The organism is Kitasatospora sp. NPDC094015 (assembly GCF_040304075.1).
Taxonomy (GTDB): domain Bacteria; phylum Actinomycetota; class Actinomycetes; order Streptomycetales; family Streptomycetaceae; genus Kitasatospora.
In genome coordinates, this window is sequence record NZ_JBEOUL010000013.1 from 20,554 (window position 1) to 36,445 (window position 15,892).

General features: G+C 73.9%; 8 protein-coding genes. 7 read left to right on the top strand and 1 reads right to left on the bottom strand.

The window, feature by feature from the left end:
• Window positions 1-42: 42 nt before the first annotated feature.
• The 4 genes from ABT014_RS17530 (at window position 43) to ABT014_RS17545 (ending at window position 8,260) form a co-directional block, all read left to right on the top strand.
• Complete coding sequence (locus tag ABT014_RS17530; RefSeq protein ID WP_350639663.1) at window positions 43-552, top strand: DUF6912 family protein; 510 nt, start codon at window positions 43-45, stop codon at window positions 550-552.
• A gap of 29 nt (window positions 553-581) precedes the next feature.
• Window positions 582-1,238 carry an HAD family hydrolase gene (locus ABT014_RS17535; protein ID WP_350639664.1) on the top strand — a complete coding sequence of 219 codons (657 nt, stop codon included), beginning with the start codon at window positions 582-584 and terminating at the stop codon, window positions 1,236-1,238.
• A 137-nt stretch (window positions 1,239-1,375) separates the two neighbouring features.
• Window positions 1,376-3,037, top strand: coding sequence for an L-glutamate gamma-semialdehyde dehydrogenase (gene pruA, locus ABT014_RS17540; RefSeq protein ID WP_350639906.1), 1,662 nt, complete (start codon window positions 1,376-1,378; stop codon window positions 3,035-3,037).
• 282 nt (window positions 3,038-3,319) lie between these two features.
• Window positions 3,320-8,260 carry an NAD-glutamate dehydrogenase gene (locus ABT014_RS17545; RefSeq protein ID WP_350639666.1) on the top strand — a complete coding sequence of 1,647 codons (4,941 nt, stop codon included), beginning with the start codon at window positions 3,320-3,322 and terminating at the stop codon, window positions 8,258-8,260.
• 109 nt (window positions 8,261-8,369) lie between these two features.
• Here the strand turns inward: ABT014_RS17545 and ABT014_RS17550 are convergent, their stop codons facing one another.
• Window positions 8,370-11,135 (bottom strand): FtsK/SpoIIIE domain-containing protein, encoded by a 2,766-nt coding sequence (locus ABT014_RS17550; protein WP_350639667.1) that lies wholly within the window; start codon window positions 11,133-11,135, stop codon window positions 8,370-8,372.
• Window positions 11,136-11,474: 339 nt separating this feature from the next.
• Here ABT014_RS17550 and ABT014_RS17555 point away from each other — a divergent pair, with 339 nt between their 5' ends.
• The 3 genes from ABT014_RS17555 to prfB all read left to right on the top strand — a co-directional run bounded on the left by ABT014_RS17555 (window position 11,475) and on the right by prfB (window position 15,890).
• A complete protein-coding gene (locus ABT014_RS17555) occupies window positions 11,475-13,283 on the top strand; it encodes a serine/threonine-protein kinase (RefSeq protein ID WP_350639668.1) in 1,809 nt (602 codons plus the stop codon).
• A 157-nt stretch (window positions 13,284-13,440) separates the two neighbouring features.
• Entirely contained in the window at window positions 13,441-14,742 is a 1,302-nt protein-coding gene (locus ABT014_RS17560; protein WP_350639670.1) for a serine/threonine-protein kinase, read from the top strand.
• Window positions 14,743-14,777: 35 nt separating this feature from the next.
• The gene (gene prfB / locus ABT014_RS17565; RefSeq protein ID WP_350639672.1) at window positions 14,778-15,890 is read left to right on the top strand and encodes a peptide chain release factor 2; all 1,113 of its coding nucleotides are present in this window, start codon (window positions 14,778-14,780) and stop codon (window positions 15,888-15,890) included.
• Window positions 15,891-15,892 lie beyond the last annotated feature (2 nt).

The following is a 15,892-nucleotide window of genomic DNA, read 5'->3' on the forward strand; positions in this document are numbered from 1 at the left end:
ACGCGGTGTGCTGGCCGCGACTGATCGAGGAAGGTGCTCCCGATGCGCGTGTACGTGCCCACCACGTTGAAGGGTCTGGCCGCGGCGCACCCGGGGGGCGCGCTGGACCAGGGCGTGGCCTACGCGGTGACCCCCGCGCTGCGCGAGTGGTACGTCAGCGACGACCTGGAGGAGCTGGAGTACGCGGCGCTCAACCGGGCCGCCGAGTGCTCGCTGCGGCTGCTCGCCGAGGACACCGCCGCGCCCCGGCGCCGGGTGGTGGTGGCGGTCGAGGTCGCCGACTCCGCGGTCTCCCCGTACCCGGGTGACGAGTACGAGGACCAGGGTTCGCTGGGCCGGGTGGTGCTGGCCGGTCCGATCCCGCTGGCGAAGGCCGCCGCGGTGCACGCGGACGTGGCCGACGAGGAGGTGGCGACGGACGTCGCGGCCGCCGCGCTGGCGATCGCCGCGGCCGACAAGGGCGACGCGGACGCGCAGTTCACCGTGGGCGGCGCGGAGGACCACGAGCTGCTCTGGTTCGCGACCCAGGAGATCCCCGGCCTGCTGGCCTGACCGTCGGAGCGGGCCGGTACCGTTTCAGCGTGCGCACTCATATCGTCTGGGACTGGAACGGGACGCTCTTCCACGACATGGACGCGGTGCTCGGGGCGAGCAACGCGGCCTTCGCGACCATCGGCATCGCGCCGCTCAGCCTCGAGCAGTACCGCGAGATGTACGAGATCCCGATCCCGGTCTTCTACCGGCGGCTGCTCGGCCGCGACCCTAGCCAGGCCGAGTGGGAGGAGCTGGACGACGTCTTCCACCTGCGCTACGCCGAGCTGAGCCCGGCCTGCGGGCTGACCACCGGCGTCCCGGAGCTGCTGAGCGACTGGCGGGCCGCCGGCCGCAGCCAGTCGCTGCTGTCGATGTACGAGCACGAGCGGCTGGTGCCGGTGGTGACCCGGTTCGGGCTGGTGGGGGAGTTCCTCCGGGTGGACGGCCGCACCGGCGCCTCCGGCGGCCGCAAGGCGGCCCACCTGGCCCGGCACCTGACGGCGCTCGGCGCCGAGGTGGAGCCGGGCCGCACCGTGCTGATCGGTGACGCGGTGGACGACGCGCAGGCGGCGCTCGCCTCGGGGCTGCACGCGGTGCTGTACACCGGCGGCTCGCACACCAGGGCGAAGCTGGAGGTGGCCGGGGTCCCGGTGGTGGACAGCCTGGCGGAGGCGGTCGAACTGGCGGCGGAGCTCACCGCCTGAGCGGGGCGCTCGGGAGATCGTCCGGGTGAGCGTGTCGCCCCGGCCGGATCGGCGGCCTGGTGGTCAGGCTGGACGGACGCCTGCCGGCGCCGGCCCGGCGCCGGCCCGTCCGCACCCCCGTGGAGCCTCCCGTGCCGATCGACGCAGTGACCCAGGTCCCGATCCCCCGCAACGAGCCGGTGCACGGGTACGCGCCGGGCAGCCCCGAGCGGGAGCGGCTGGAACGGAAGCTGGACGAGCTGGCCGCCGAGCAGGTCCCGCTGCCGATGACGGTCGCCGGCGAGCTGCGGTTCGGCGGCGGCGAGCGGATCGAGGTGGTCCAGCCGCACCACCACGCGGCCCGGCTCGGAGTGCTCGGCAACGCCACCCACCAGGACGCCCAGCTGGCCGTGGACGCGGCGCTGGCGGCCGCCCCCGAGTGGCGCTCGCTCTCCTTCGACGACCGGGCGGCGGTCTTCCTGCGCGCCGCCGACCTGCTGGCCGGGCCGTGGCGGGAGACCCTCGCCGCGGCGACCATGCTCGGCCAGTCCAAGACCGTCCAGCAGGCGGAGATCGACGCCCCCTGCGAGCTGGTCGACTTCTGGCGCTTCAACGTGCACTTCGCCCGGCAGATCCTGGCCGACCAGCCGCAGTCCTCGCCCGGGGTGTGGAACCGGACCGACCACCGGCCGCTGGAGGGGTTCGTCTACGCCGTCACCCCGTTCAACTTCACCGCCATCGCCGGGAACCTGCCCACCGCGCCCGCGCTGATGGGCAACACCGTGGTCTGGAAGCCGTCGCCGACCCAGACGCTCGCCGCGCACCACCTGATGCGGCTGCTGGAGGCGGCCGGGCTGCCGCCCGGGGTGATCAACCTGGTGACCGGGGACGGGCACGCGACCTCCCAGGTGGCCCTGGCCAATCCGGCGCTGGCCGGGCTGCACTTCACCGGATCGGCCAAGACCTTCCAGACGCTCTGGAAGGCGATCGGCGCCAACCTCGGCTCGTACCGGACCTACCCGCGGATCGTCGGCGAGACCGGCGGCAAGGACTTCCTGGTCGCCCACCCCTCGGCCGACCCCGCCGTGCTGCGCACGGCGCTGCTCCGCGGCGCCTTCGAGTACCAGGGGCAGAAGTGCTCCGCGCTCTCCCGCGCCTACCTGCCGCGCGGCCTGTGGCAGCGGATCAAGGACGACTTCCTGGCCGAGGTCGACGCGCTCACCGTCGGCGACGTCACCGACCTGAGCAACTTCATGGGCGCCCTGATCGACGCCCGGGCGTACGCCGGGAACCGGGCCGCGATCGAACGCGCCCGCCAGGACCCGACCGTCGAGCTGGTCGCCGGCGGCCAGTACGACGACGCCATCGGCTACTTCGTGCGCCCCACCGTGCTGCTCGGCAGCGACCCGGGCAACGAGATCTTCCGGACCGAGTACTTCGGCCCGATCCTGTCGGTGCAGCTCTACGAGGACGCCCGCTGGACGGACGTGCTGGAGCGGGTGGACACCGGCGCGCCGTACGGGCTGACCGGTGCGGTGATCGCGCAGGACCGGTACGCGATCGCCCAGGCGGTGGAGCGGCTGCGGTTCAGCGCCGGCAACTTCGCCATCAACGACAAGCCGACCGGGGCGGTGGTGGGCCAGCAGCCCTTCGGCGGCGGCCGGGCCTCGGGCACCAACGACAAGGCGGGCGCGGCCCAGAACCTGCTGCACTGGACCTCCGCCCGGTCGATCAAGGAGACCTTCGTCCCGCCGACCGACCACCGCTACCCGCACATGAGCCGCCGGGCCGAGGACGTCGATCAATCCGGCAGCCGCTGACACTCCGATCGCGCCGATTGGACACGGTGTCCAGGAAGGAACGATCTCCCTGCAGGATTGCTCCTCCCTGTCCCCTGACACCTTCGTTTCATCAGGTTAGGCTGACTGGCGTCGCCGGATAGTCGCAGGCCAAACGTCCTGTCGTACCCAGATGTAGTGCCGTTCATGCGTGGCATGGACGGTTTTCATCAGGATCATGCGAGAGGATTGCGGACGGACCCGGCGGTGCACACCCAGCCACCACCGAGTCACGCAACGGCGCGCGACAGGAGCCAAACAGTCATGCAGACCAAGCTGGACGCAGCCAAGGCCGAACTGCTCGCCAAGGCAGCAGCAGCCGCTGAGAACAGCCAGGTGGGGGGAGCGGCGCCAGGGGAGGGTCTGAGCAACGGCGCTCTGGCCGCATACCTGCACCACTACTACCTCCACACCGCCCCCGAGGACCTGGTCGACCGCGACCCGGTCGACGTGTACGGGGCGGCGGCCTCCCACTACCGGCTGGGGCTCAAGCGTCCCCAGGGCACGGCGGAGGTCCGGGTGTACACCCCGACCGTGGAGGAGAACGGCTGGTCCTGCGGCCACACCGTGGTCGAGGTGGTCACCGACGACATGTCCTTCCTGGTCGACTCGGTCACCAACGAGCTGACCCGCGAGGACCGCGGCATCCACGTCGTCATCCACCCCCAGCTGGCCGTCCGCCGTGACATCACCGGCAAGCTGCTGGAGATCCTGGACGTCGACGCCTGCTCGCGCAGCAAGGCCGCCGGCACCGAGTGGCCCGCCGACGCGGTGGTCGAGTCCTGGATGCACATCGAGATCGACCGCGAGACCGACCGAGACGACCTCCGCGCCATCGAGACCAACCTGCGCCGGATCCTGGGCGACGTCCGCGAGGTCGTCGAGGACTGGACCAAGATGCGCGACTCCGCGCTCCGGCTGGCCGACGAGCTGGCCGAGGAGCCCCCCGCGCACCTGGCCGAGCAGGAGGTCGCCGAGGCCTGGGAGCTGATGCGCTGGCTGGCCGACGACCACTTCACCTTCCTCGGCTACCGCGAGTACGACCTGGCCGAGCACCGCGGCGAGGAGGTGCTGCGGGCCGTCCCCGGCACCGGGCTCGGCGTGCTGCGCTCCGACCCGATCAGCGTCGACACCGACCACCACCCGGTCAGCGAGGCCTTCGGCCGGCTGTCCGCCCCGGTCCGCGCCAAGGCGCACGAGAAGAAGCTGCTGGTCCTGACCAAGGCCAACAGCCGAGCCACCGTGCACCGCCCCGCCTACCTCGACTACGTCGGGGTGAAGAAGTTCGACATCAACGGCGAGGTGATCGGCGAGCGCCGCTTCCTCGGCCTGTTCTCCTCCGCCGCGTACACCGAGTCGGTCACCCGGATCCCGGTCGTCCGCCGCAAGGTGCAGGAGGTGCTGGCCGACTCCGGTTTCTCCAGCGACAGCCACGACGGCCGCGACCTGCTCCAGATCATGGAGACCTTCCCCCGGGACGAGATCTTCCAGACCGCCGCCGCCGAGCTGCTCTCGATCGCCACCAGCGTGCTCTACCTGCAGGAGCGCCGCCGGCTGCGGCTGTTCCTGCGCCAGGACGACTACGGCCGCTACTACTCGGCCTTCGTCTACCTGCCGCGCGACCGCTACACCACGCGGATCCGGCTGCGCCTGATGGAGATCCTCATGGAGGAGCTGGGCGGTGAGACGATCGACTACACGGTGCACGCCACCGAGTCGGTGCTGACCCGCCTGCACTTCGTGGTCCGGCTCGCGTCCGGCTCCGAGCTCCCGCAGCTCAGCGACGCCGAGATCGAGCGGATCGAGGCCAAGCTGGCCGAGGCCGCCCGGTTCTGGATGGACAGCTTCCACGACCAGCTGCACACCGAGCTGGGCGAGGAGCGGGCCGCCGAGCTCGGCCACCGCTACGCCAACGCCTTCCCCGACGGCTACCGGGCCGACTTCACCGCCCGCACCGCCGTCGCCGACCTCAAGCAGATCGAGTCGCTGCACGGCGAGGGCGACTTCCGGCTGAACCTCTACCAGCCGGTCGGCGCCGGCGACGACGAGCGCCGCTTCAAGATCTACCGGGTCGGCGGCCCGATCTCGCTCACCGAGGTCCTGCCGGTGCTCCAGCGCCTGGGCGTCGAGGTGCTCGACGAGCACCCGTACGCGCTGCGCCGCTCGGACGGCACCACCGCGTGGGTGTACGACTTCGGGCTGAAGCTGCGCGAGGCCACCGAGCTGACCGACGAGGCCCGCGAGCGCTTCCAGGAGACCTTCTCCGCCACCTGGACCGGCAAGGCCGAGAACGACGGCTTCAACGAGCTGGTCCTGACCGCCGGGCTGACCTGGCGCCAGGCGGTCGTGCTGCGCGCGTACGCCAAGTACCTCCGGCAGGCCGGCAGCACGTTCTCCCAGGACTACATGGAGGACGCGCTCCGCAACAACACCCACACCACCCGGCTGCTGGTCAACCTCTTCGAGGCCCGCCTCAGCCCCAGCCACCGCTCCGGCGCGCTGGAGCTCACCGAGGGCATCTTCGAGGAGCTCAACGGCGCCCTGGACGAGGTCGTCTCGCTGGACGAGGACCGCATCCTGCGCTCCTTCCTGCACCTGATCACCGCCACCCTGCGGACCAACTTCTTCCAGCACGCGGCCGACGGCCAGTGGCACTCGTACGTGTCGATGAAGTTCGACCCGAAGGCCATCCCGGACCTGCCCGCGCCGCGGCCCGCCTTCGAGATCTGGGTCTACTCGCCCCAGGTCGAGGGCGTCCACCTGCGCTTCGGCAAGGTGGCCCGCGGCGGTCTGCGCTGGTCCGACCGGCGCGAGGACTTCCGGACCGAGATCCTCGGCCTGGTCAAGGCCCAGATGGTCAAGAACACCGTGATCGTCCCGGTCGGCGCCAAGGGCGGCTTCGTCGCCAAGCAGCTGCCGGACCCGTCGGTGGACCGCGACGCCTGGCTGGCCGAGGGCATCTCCTCGTACAAGACCTTCATCTCGGCGCTGCTCGACATCACCGACAACCTGGTGGCCGGCGAGGTCGTGCACCCCGCCGACGTGGTCCGCCACGACGAGGACGACACCTACCTGGTGGTCGCCGCGGACAAGGGCACCGCCACCTTCTCGGACATCGCCAACGGCGTCGCCGAGTCGTACGGCTTCTGGCTGGGCGACGCCTTCGCCTCCGGCGGGTCGGCCGGCTACGACCACAAGGGCATGGGCATCACCGCCCGCGGTGCCTGGGAGTCGGTCAAGCGCAACTTCCGCGAGCTGGGCCACGACACCCAGACCGAGGACTTCAGCGTGGTCGGCATCGGCGACATGTCCGGTGACGTGTTCGGCAACGGCATGCTGCTCAGCGAGCACATCCGGCTGGTGGCCGCCTTCGACCACCGGCACATCTTCCTGGACCCGGGCCCCGACGCCGCGGTCTCCTTCGCCGAGCGCCGCCGGCTGTTCGACCTGCCGCGCAGCTCCTGGGACGACTACGACAAGTCGCTGATCTCGGCCGGCGGCGGCGTCTTCCCGCGCTCCGCCAAGGCGATCCAGCTCTCCCCGCAGATCCGCGAGCGGCTCGGCATCGAGGCGGCCAAGCTCACCCCGGCCGAGCTGATGAAGGCGATCCTGCAGGCGCCCGTCGACCTGTTCTGGAACGGCGGCATCGGCACCTACATCAAGGCCTCCGGCGAGACCAACGCCGAGGTCGGCGACAAGGCCAACGACGCCATCCGGGTCAACGGCGACCAGGTCCGGGCCCGGGTGGTCGGCGAGGGCGGCAACCTCGGGTGCACCCAGCTCGGCCGGATCGAGTACGCGGCGGTCGGCGGCCCGGAGGGCACCGGCGGCTGGATCAACACCGACGCGATCGACAACTCGGCCGGCGTGGACACCTCGGACCACGAGGTCAACATCAAGATCCTGCTCAACCAGGTGGTCGCCGACGGCGACATGACGGTCAAGCAGCGCAACACGCTGCTCGCCGAGATGACCGACGAGGTCGGCCACCTGGTGCTGCGCAACAACTACGCGCAGAACGTGGTGCTGGCCAACGCCGTCGCCCAGGCGGTCTCGATGGTCAACGTGCACTCGCGCATGATCAACCGGCTGGAGTCGGGCGGCCAGCTCGACCGGGCGCTGGAGTTCCTGCCCACCGAGCGGCAGATCCGCGAGCGCCAGCAGAGCGGCCGCGGGCTCTCCCAGCCCGAGCTGTCCGTGCTGCTCGCCTACACCAAGATCACGCTGGCCGACGAGCTGCTCGCCACCGGGCTGCCCGACGACCCGTACTTCCGCACCGTGCTGCACGAGTACTTCCCCAGCGCGCTGCGGGCCCGGTTCGCCGAGGCGATCGACAACCACCCGCTGCGCCGGGAGATCATCACCACCCTGATCGTCAACGACACGATCAACCGCGGTGGCTGCACCTTCGCGTTCCGGCTCCGCGAGGAGACCGGCGCGACGATGGAGGAGATCGCCCGGACCCACGCGGCGGCCCGCGCGGTCTTCGGCCTGGAGCACATCTGGGACCAGATCGAGTCGCTGGACAACCAGGTCCCGGCCGAGATGCTGACCAAGATGCGGCTGCACTCGCGCCGCCTGGTCGAGCGCGCCACCCGGTGGATGCTCAACAACCGCCGCCAGCCGCTGGACATCGCCGGCACCATCGAGTTCTTCCACGACCGGGTCAACCAGGTCTGGGACAGCCTGCCCAAGCCGCTGCGCGGCGAGGACGCGGCCTGGTTCGACAAGATCTACCAGGAGCTCGCCGAGGCGGGCGTGCCGGAGCTGCTGGCCACCCGGGTGGCCGGCCTGTCCTCGGCCTTCCCGACCCTGGACATCGTCGGGGTGGCGGACCGCTCGGACGCGGACGTGATGGAGGTCGCCGAGCTCTACTACGACCTCGCCGACCGCCTGCAGATCACCCACCTGCTGGACCGGATCATCGAGCTGCCGCGCACCGACCGGTGGTCCTCGATGGCCCGTGCGGCCATCCGCGAGGACCTGTTCGCGGCGCACGCCGCGCTCACCGCGGACATCCTGGCCTGCGGCCCGGAGGGCTCCTCGCCGGAGGAGCGCTACGGCGCCTGGGCCGAGCTCAACAGCACGCTGCTGTCGCGGGCCAAGACCACCCTCGACGACATAAGGGGTTCGGACAACTACGAGCTGTCCAGCCTCTCGGTCGCCATGCGGGTGATCCGCACCCTGCTGCGGGCCGCGCGCTGACCGACGGCTGACCGAAGGGGCGGGACCGTGCTGCACGGTCCCGCCCCTTCGGCGTCCCCGCCCGCCCTTACGGGCCCGCCGGGACGAGGCTCTCGCCGGGGAACGGGCGCTACGAGGCCGCGGCCCGCTGCAGCGCGCTGGCCAGCAGGGCGAGGTCGGTCGGGCCGTTGCCCAGCTCGCGGACCGGGCGGCGGGTGGGCGGCTCGCCCAGCTGCGCCGGGTCGACCGCCACCACGGTGGGCCGCAGGGTGGCCGTCCGCGGGATCCGGCCGCTCACCCGGGCGGCCTGGAAGGCCGTCACCGCGCCGTCCGGCCGGCGCAGGTAGCCGCGGCCCGGGGTGTCCTCCGGCAGCGCCGCCGCGTCCGGCAGGTCGATCAGCAGGTCGGACTCGGCGGTCTGGTCGGTCCGCAGCGCGATCCGCAGCAGGGCCGCCTCGTCCACCTCCGTCCCGGCGGTCAGCTCCGGCGCCCCGGTGGCGGCGATCAGGTGGACGCCGAGCCGCCCGCCCCGGGCGGCGACCTCGGCCAGTGCCCTGGCCAGCGGCCGGCCGGCCGGGGAGGTCGGGGCGAGCAGCGCGTCGTAGTCGTCCACCACGACTATCAGCCGGGCGGGCGGCGGCCCGTCCGCGGCCGGCGCCGCCGGCGCGGTACCGGGGGCCCGCCGCGGCTCGACCACCCGGGCGCCGGGCCCGGCCGCGCCCGCGCCGCCACTGGCCACCAGGGCCGGGGTACGGGCGAACGGGCGGGCCGCGTGCCAGGCGGCGAAGCCCAGCTCGCCGAGCACCTCCGCGCGGTGCGCCAGCTCGTCCAGCAGCGATTCGGCGGTGAGCAGCGCCCGGCGCGGATCGGTGGCCGCGTTCAGGTGGTCGGACACGTGCGGCAGCTCGGTGCAGCCGGCCAGCCCGGAGGCCTCGCCGGTGCCCACGGCCCGGCCCTCGATGACCATCAGCCGCAGCCGCTCCGGCCGCTCCGCCACGGCCAGCGAGGCGATCAGGGTGCGCAGCAGCTCGGTCTTGCCGGCGCCCGGCCCGCCGCCGACCAGCAGGTGCGGGCCGCCGGTGCGGGCGGCCGCCAGCTCCGGGTCGGCGAGGTCGACGGTGCAGGGCTCGCCGCCGCGCGCGGTGCCCAGCAGCGCGCCGGCCGCGCCGGCCGACAGCGGCAGCTCGGACCAGCGGGTGGAGACCTTGGCGGGGGTGACGCTGTCCAGCCCGAGCAGGTCGAGCAGGCGCAGCGAGGCGGGCAGCGGCCCGCGGGCGACCGGCGCGGCCTCCCGGAGCGGGGCGAGCACCCGGGCCAGCCGGTCCGCCCAGACGGCCGAGACCGCGTCCAGCGCGACCTCCTCGACCAGCTCGCGGCCGCCGGCGCCGGGCCGGTCGACGCTGAGCAGGGTGCCCACCTCGCCGGTGATCCGGGCGGTGGCGCCGAGCCCGGCGGGCAGCTCGTCCGGCTGTTCGGCCAGCACCAGGGCGTGCACGCCGAGCGCGGGACCCTGCCGCAGCAGCAGGGCGAGCGCCTCGCGGCCGGCCGCGGTGCCCGGGTCGCCGTCCACCAGGACGACGGTGGCGGGCGGCCGGGCGGTGGCGGTGGCCAGCTCGGTGAGCCGGGCGTTCGTCTGCTCGGGGCCGACGCCGACCAGCAGCCGGCAGGCCTGGCCGTGCATCGGCCGCAGGTGCGGCAGCCACTGCGCCCAGGCCCACTCGGCGGCGGCCTCCTCGTCGGCCGCGACCAGCACCAGGTTGAGCCCGCTCGGCGGGTGCAGCGCGGCCAGCTGGGCGATCAGGGCGCGGGCCAGCGCGGTCAGCCGGGGGCGCGGGCCGGCCAGGCCGAGGCTGCCGGCGGTCTGCAGGCCGACCGTGACGGGGACGGCGGGCAGCACCGCGCCGGGGGCGGTGCCGGGGCCGGCCGGGCGGTCGGTGGTGCCCAGCCGCAGGGTGAGGGCGTCCGGGTGGCCGGGGGCGCGCTCCCACAGTCGGGGGCCGGGGCCGAGGGCGGTGAGCAGCAGCGCGGCCGGGTCGGGCCAGCGCTCGCGCTGGGCGAGCGCCTGCCGGTGCACGGCGGCGGCGTGCTGCTGGGCGGCGTCGGCCCGCTCGGGCTCGGCGGCGGCCCGGCTGCGGCGCAGCGAGAGCAGGGCGCGGGCCCGCCCGCCGGAGCTCGGCGGCTCGGCCACGGGCGCGGGGGCCGGGGCACCCGTACCGGGCCGGGCCGGCGGGCGGGCGGCCAGGCCGAGGTGGCCCTCGCCGTCCGGCACCAGCGGCCGGGCCGGCTCGCCCGGCTCGGCCGTGGCCGCCCTGGTCAGCTGGACGGTGGACTCGCCGAGCCGGACCAGCCCGCCGTCGGCCAGGTCGGCCGCCTCGCCGCGCAGGAACCGGCCGTCCAGCCGGGTGCCGTTGGTGGAGCCGAGGTCGCGCACGGTGGCGCGGCCGTCGGCGGCCAGGTGCAGCGAGAGGTGCAGCCGGGAGACGTCGGGGTCGTCGAGCGGGACGTCGGCCTCGCTGGAGCGGCCGATCCGGATCTCCTCGCCGTGCAGCCGGTGCACGCCGCCCGCGTCCGGACCGCCGACCACGCGCAGTTCGGCGCCGGCGGGCGACTCGTCGCCGGCCGCGTCCGCGTCCGGGTCGGGCTCGCCGAGCGAGAGGACGGCGCCGTCGATCAGCGGCGGGTGGCCGAGCAGGGCCTGTTCCTCGATCCGGCGTGCGCCGGCGTAGAGGTGCACATGGGTCGCGGACCGCGGCCCTCTGACTCCGGCCGCGCCCGCCAGTGCGCCCGCCAGGGCACCCAGGGTGGTCCCGGCCGGAGCCGTGACCAGCACATCGGTGGCAGCTCCGGCGCCTGCCGGGCCGCTGCGCGGTCGTAGGACGGTCAGCCGGATCTGCATCTCGCCCGTGGTCCCTTCTGCTCGTGCTGACGCGGTGAGTGGGCGCGGTGGTCGGTATGAGAGGGCATGGGGCATTGGGCCACACGTGTGGTGGTGTCATCCTGCCACCCGGGACCGACAGTCCGCGCACGGTACCGGATTTGACGATCTTGCGATGATCGCCATGGTGGGCCGGAGGGTACGTCAGGTCAAACCCCGTCCCACCAGGCCGTCCGACGCCGCCGGGCGGGACACCCGCCAGCCACTCGGAAACCCGCACGGACACCGTTAGAGTTGCCGAAATCAGGGGTCCGCCAACCCGTCTCGGCCGGGGGGCGAGCGACGACAACGGGAGCACAGGTGCGGCCAGTCGGCAGCAAGTATCTGCTTGAGGACAGCCTCGGGCGCGGGGCGACCGGCACCGTCTGGCGCGGCCGGGTCCGGGAGGACGTCGCCGTCAACGGTCTGCAGCCCGGCCAGGCCGTCGCGGTCAAGGTGCTGCGCGAGGAGCTCGCCGCCGACCCCGACATCGTGATGCGCTTCCTGCGCGAGCGCTCCGCCCTGCTCCGGCTCAGCCACCCGAACATCGTCCAGGTCCGCGACCTGGTGGTCGAGGGCGAGCTGCTGGCCCTGGTGATGGACCTGGTCGACGGCCCCGACCTGTTCCACTACCTGCGCGGCAACGGCCCGCTCAGCCCGATCGCCGGCTCCCTGCTGATGGCCCAGGTCGCCGACGCGCTGGCCGCCAGCCACGCCGACGGCATCGTGCACCGCGACCTCAAGCCCGCCAACGTGCTGCTCGCCACCGTGCACCGGGACGGCGTCGAGCAGATGCACCCGATGCTGACCGACTTCGGCATCGCCCGGCTCGCCGACTCCCCGGGCATCACCCGCACCCACGAGTTCGTCGGCACCCCCGCCTACGTCGCCCCGGAGTCCGCCGAGGGCCGCCCGCAGACCGCCGCGGTGGACGTCTACGGCGCCGGCATCATGCTGTACGAGCTGCTCACCGGCCGCCCGCCGTTCCAGGGCGACGGCCCGCTCGCCGTGCTGCAGGCACACCTGGCCCAGGAGCCCGAGCGCCCGCGCACGGTGCCCGAGCCGCTCTGGACGGTGATCGAGCGCTGCCTGCGCAAGAACCCGGCCGAGCGGCCGACCGCCACCTCGCTCGCGCACGCCCTGCGGGTGGTCGCGGCCGGCGTCGGCGTGCACGCCTCCCCGGCGGCCGTGGACGCCGCGCTCGCGGTCGGCGCCCTGCTGCTGCCGGACCCGCAGCTCGCGGCCCAGGCCGCACCCGCCCGCCCGGCCGTCGAGCCGTTCGGTGCCGCCGACCCGACCCAGGTGCTGCCCTCGGGCGCCTTCGACCCGGCCGCCGCGACCCAGGTGATGGGCCAGCCGGCGGCGGCGGGCGCGGCCGGCGACCGCACCCGGGTGATGCCGCCGGTGCCGCAGAACGGGCCGCCCGCCCCGCCGCCGGGCGCGCCCGAGGCGCCGCACCCGTGGCAGACCCAGCTGCGCGCCGCCCGGGACCGCAACCAGCAGACCGAGGTCGGCTACCTCGACCAGGAGGAGCTCGGCCGTCCCCAGGTGGCGCCGCGCCCGTACCAGGCCGGGCCGAACCCGTACGGCCAGCAGCAGCCCCAGCAGCAGCGTCCCGCGCAGCCGGGCCAGTACCGCCAGCCGCAGCCGGGCTACGCGCAGCGCCCGCCGGTGGCGCCGCCGCCGTACCAGGCCGGGCGCTCCCCGCAGCAGCAGCCGCCGCAGTACCAGCAGCCGCAGGGGTACCAGGGGCAGCATCAGCCCCAGGGTTACCAGGGCCAGCAGCCCCAGGCCTACCCGCCGCCGCCCGGCCCGTCCGCCGCCCCCCAGCGCCGCCAGGAGCCGCCGGCCCCCCAGCACCGCGAGCCGCAGCAGCCGCAGCGGCGGGAGCAGCAGCGTCCGCCGCAGCGCGAGCCCGAGCCCCCGCGCGAGCGGGAGCCGCGCCGGCGCAGCCGGAACAAGATGTACATCCCCGGCCTCGGCTGCCTGAAGGGCTGCCTGATGGTGCTGCTGATCCTGGCGCTGGCCGGGGTGGCGCTGTGGAACTTCACCCCGCTGCCGGAGTACTGGCACAACGTGCAGGACTGGTTCGCCACCGTCCAGGACTGGTTCGGCAAGCTCGGCAACTGACCGGGGCCCGGCCGGAGGCGGGATTGACGCTTTGTCGACAATCCAGGAATTTTCTCGCCCGCCAGGGCGCGCCAGGAGGGCTTCGGCGGCCCTCGGAGGGGTTCCGGGCGCGTAGGTTGTTCGCTGAGCACCGACCTACCGAGCCCACGGAGCAGCATTGGCACGCAAGATCGGCAGCCGGTACACCGTCCACCAGGTGATCGGCCGGGGCTCCGCCGGGACCGTGTGGCTCGGCGAGGGCCCGGACGGACCGGTGGCAGTCAAGCTGCTGCGGGAGGACCTGGCATCCGACCAGGTGCTGGTCGGCCGCTTCGTCCAGGAGCGGTCCGCCCTCACCGGCCTCGACCACCCCCGGGTGGTCGGCGTCCACGACATGGTGGTGGACGGCGACGACCTCGCGCTGGTGATGGAGCTGGTCCAGGGCACCGATCTGCGCACCCGGCTGGAGCGCGAGGGCGTCCTCGCCCCGGCCGTCGCGGCCTCGGTGATCGCCGACGTGGCGGACGGCCTGGCCGCCGCGCACGCGGCCGGGATCGTGCACCGCGACGTCAAGCCGGAGAACGTGCTGCTCGACCTGGCCGCCCCCGCGGGCCCCGCCGGCGCCCCGCGCGCCAAGCTCACCGACTTCGGCATCGCCCGGCTGGTGGACGCCCCGCGCCGGACCAGGGCGACCCGGATCATCGGCACCCCCGACTACCTGGCCCCCGAGATCATCGAGGGCCTGGAGCCGCGCGCCGCCGTCGACATCTACGCCCTGGCCACCGTCCTGTACGAGCTGCTGGCCGGCACCACGCCGTTCGGCGGCGGCCACACCGGCGCCGTGCTGCGTCGGCACGTGACCGAGAACGTGCCGCCCGTCCCCGGGCTGCCGGACGGCCTGTGGCGGATCATCTCCGAGTGCCTGGCCAAGGCGCCCGCCTCCCGCCTGCGCGCCGCCGAGCTGGCCGCGCGCCTGCGCGAGCAGCTGCCCGCCCTGGCGGGCCTGCCGGCGCTCGCGGTGATCCCCGCGCAGGGCCGGCCGCCGGCCGAGGAGGTGCCGACCCCGGGCGAGGCGGTCTACGCGGAGGCCGACACCGGGACCGGCACCCACCGCCGCCGGCGCGGCCCGGCCGTCCCGCTGGTGCCCGCCCCGCTGCCCGACTCCACCCGCGACACCCACACCAGCCTGCGCCGCCCGACCCCGCAGGAGCTGGCCTCGTACGCGGCCGAGTCCCGGGCGCAGCGGGGGAGCGGCCCGGCGTCCGGCCACCGCAAGGGCCGCAAGGCGCTGGTCCGGCGCCGCCGGCTGCTGGCCGTGGTGGTGGCGGTGGTGCTGCTGCTGGCGGGCGCCGCGGCGGCGTACACGGCGTTCGCCGCCGAGGCCGTCCCGACGGCCGCGCACGCCGCCGGGGAGGGCGCCGGGGAGGGCGCGCGGACGCCTTCGGCAGCCTTCGTGGAGGCCTGGCACCCCCCGGTGTAGTTGAGCGCCCCGCGCCAACCATTACGCTTGAGGGCGTGGCAGCCGTCGATCCTTCCGAAGAGCTCAAGAACCTCGAAACGACCATGGGGTCGATCGAGGCCGTCCTCGACCTGGACAAGATCCGGGCCGACATCGCGTCGCTGGAGGAGGAGGCAGCCGCTCCGAACCTGTGGGACGACCTGGCCAACGCCCAGAAGGTGACCAGCCGGCTCTCCTTCCTCCAGGGCGAACTGCGCAAGGTGCAGCACCTGCGCGGCCGGGTCGACGACCTCGCGGTCCTGTTCGAGCTGGCCGCCGACGAGGACGACGCGGACACCCTCTCCGAGGCGCTCACCGAGCTCACCTCGGTCCGCAAGGCCGTCGAGGAGCTCGAGGTCCGCACCCTCCTGTCCGGCGAGTACGACGCCCGTGAGGCCCTGGTCAACATCCGGGCCGAGGCCGGCGGCGTGGACGCCGCGGACTTCGCCGAGCAGCTCATGCGGATGTACCTGCGCTGGGCCGAGCGGCACGGCTACCCGACCGAGGTCTACGACACCTCGTACGCGGAGGAGGCCGGCATCAAGTCCGCCACCTTCACCGTGAAGTCGCCGTACGCCTACGGCACCCTCTCCGTCGAGCAGGGCACCCACCGGCTGGTCCGGATCTCCCCGTTCGACAACCAGGGCCGCCGCCAGACCTCCTTCGCGGGCGTCGAGGTGCTGCCGGTCGTGGAGCAGAGCGACCACGTCGACATCGACGAGTCCGAGCTGCGGATCGACGTCTACCGCGCCTCCGGCCCCGGCGGCCAGGGCGTCAACACCACCGACTCCGCGGTCCGGATCACCCACCTGCCGACCGGCGTCGTGGTGTCCTGCCAGAACGAGCGCTCGCAGATCCAGAACAAGGCCTCGGCGATGAACGTCCTCCAGGCCAAGCTGCTGGAGCGGCGCCGCCAGGAGGAGCGGGCCCTGATGGACTCGCTCAAGGGCGAGGGCAGCTCCTGGGGCAACCAGATGCGCTCGTACGTGCTGCACCCGTACCAGATGGTCAAGGACCTCCGGACGGAGTTCGAGGTCGGTAACCCGCAGTCCGTGCTGGACGGCGACATCGACGGCTTCATCGAAGCGGGTATTCGCTGGCGCAAGCAGCGGGAGACCTCCAACGACTAAGG

Bases quoted from the DNA above. Each gene is read 5' to 3' on its own strand.
- ABT014_RS17545 (WP_350639666.1), top strand. From the start codon at position 3,320: ATGCAGACCAAGCTGGACGCAGCCAAGGCCGAACTGCTCGCCAAGGCA.
- ABT014_RS17550 (WP_350639667.1), bottom strand. From the start codon at position 11,135: ATGCAGATCCGGCTGACCGTCCTACGACCGCGCAGCGGCCCGGCAGGC.
- ABT014_RS17530 (WP_350639663.1), top strand. From the start codon at position 43: ATGCGCGTGTACGTGCCCACCACGTTGAAGGGTCTGGCCGCGGCGCAC.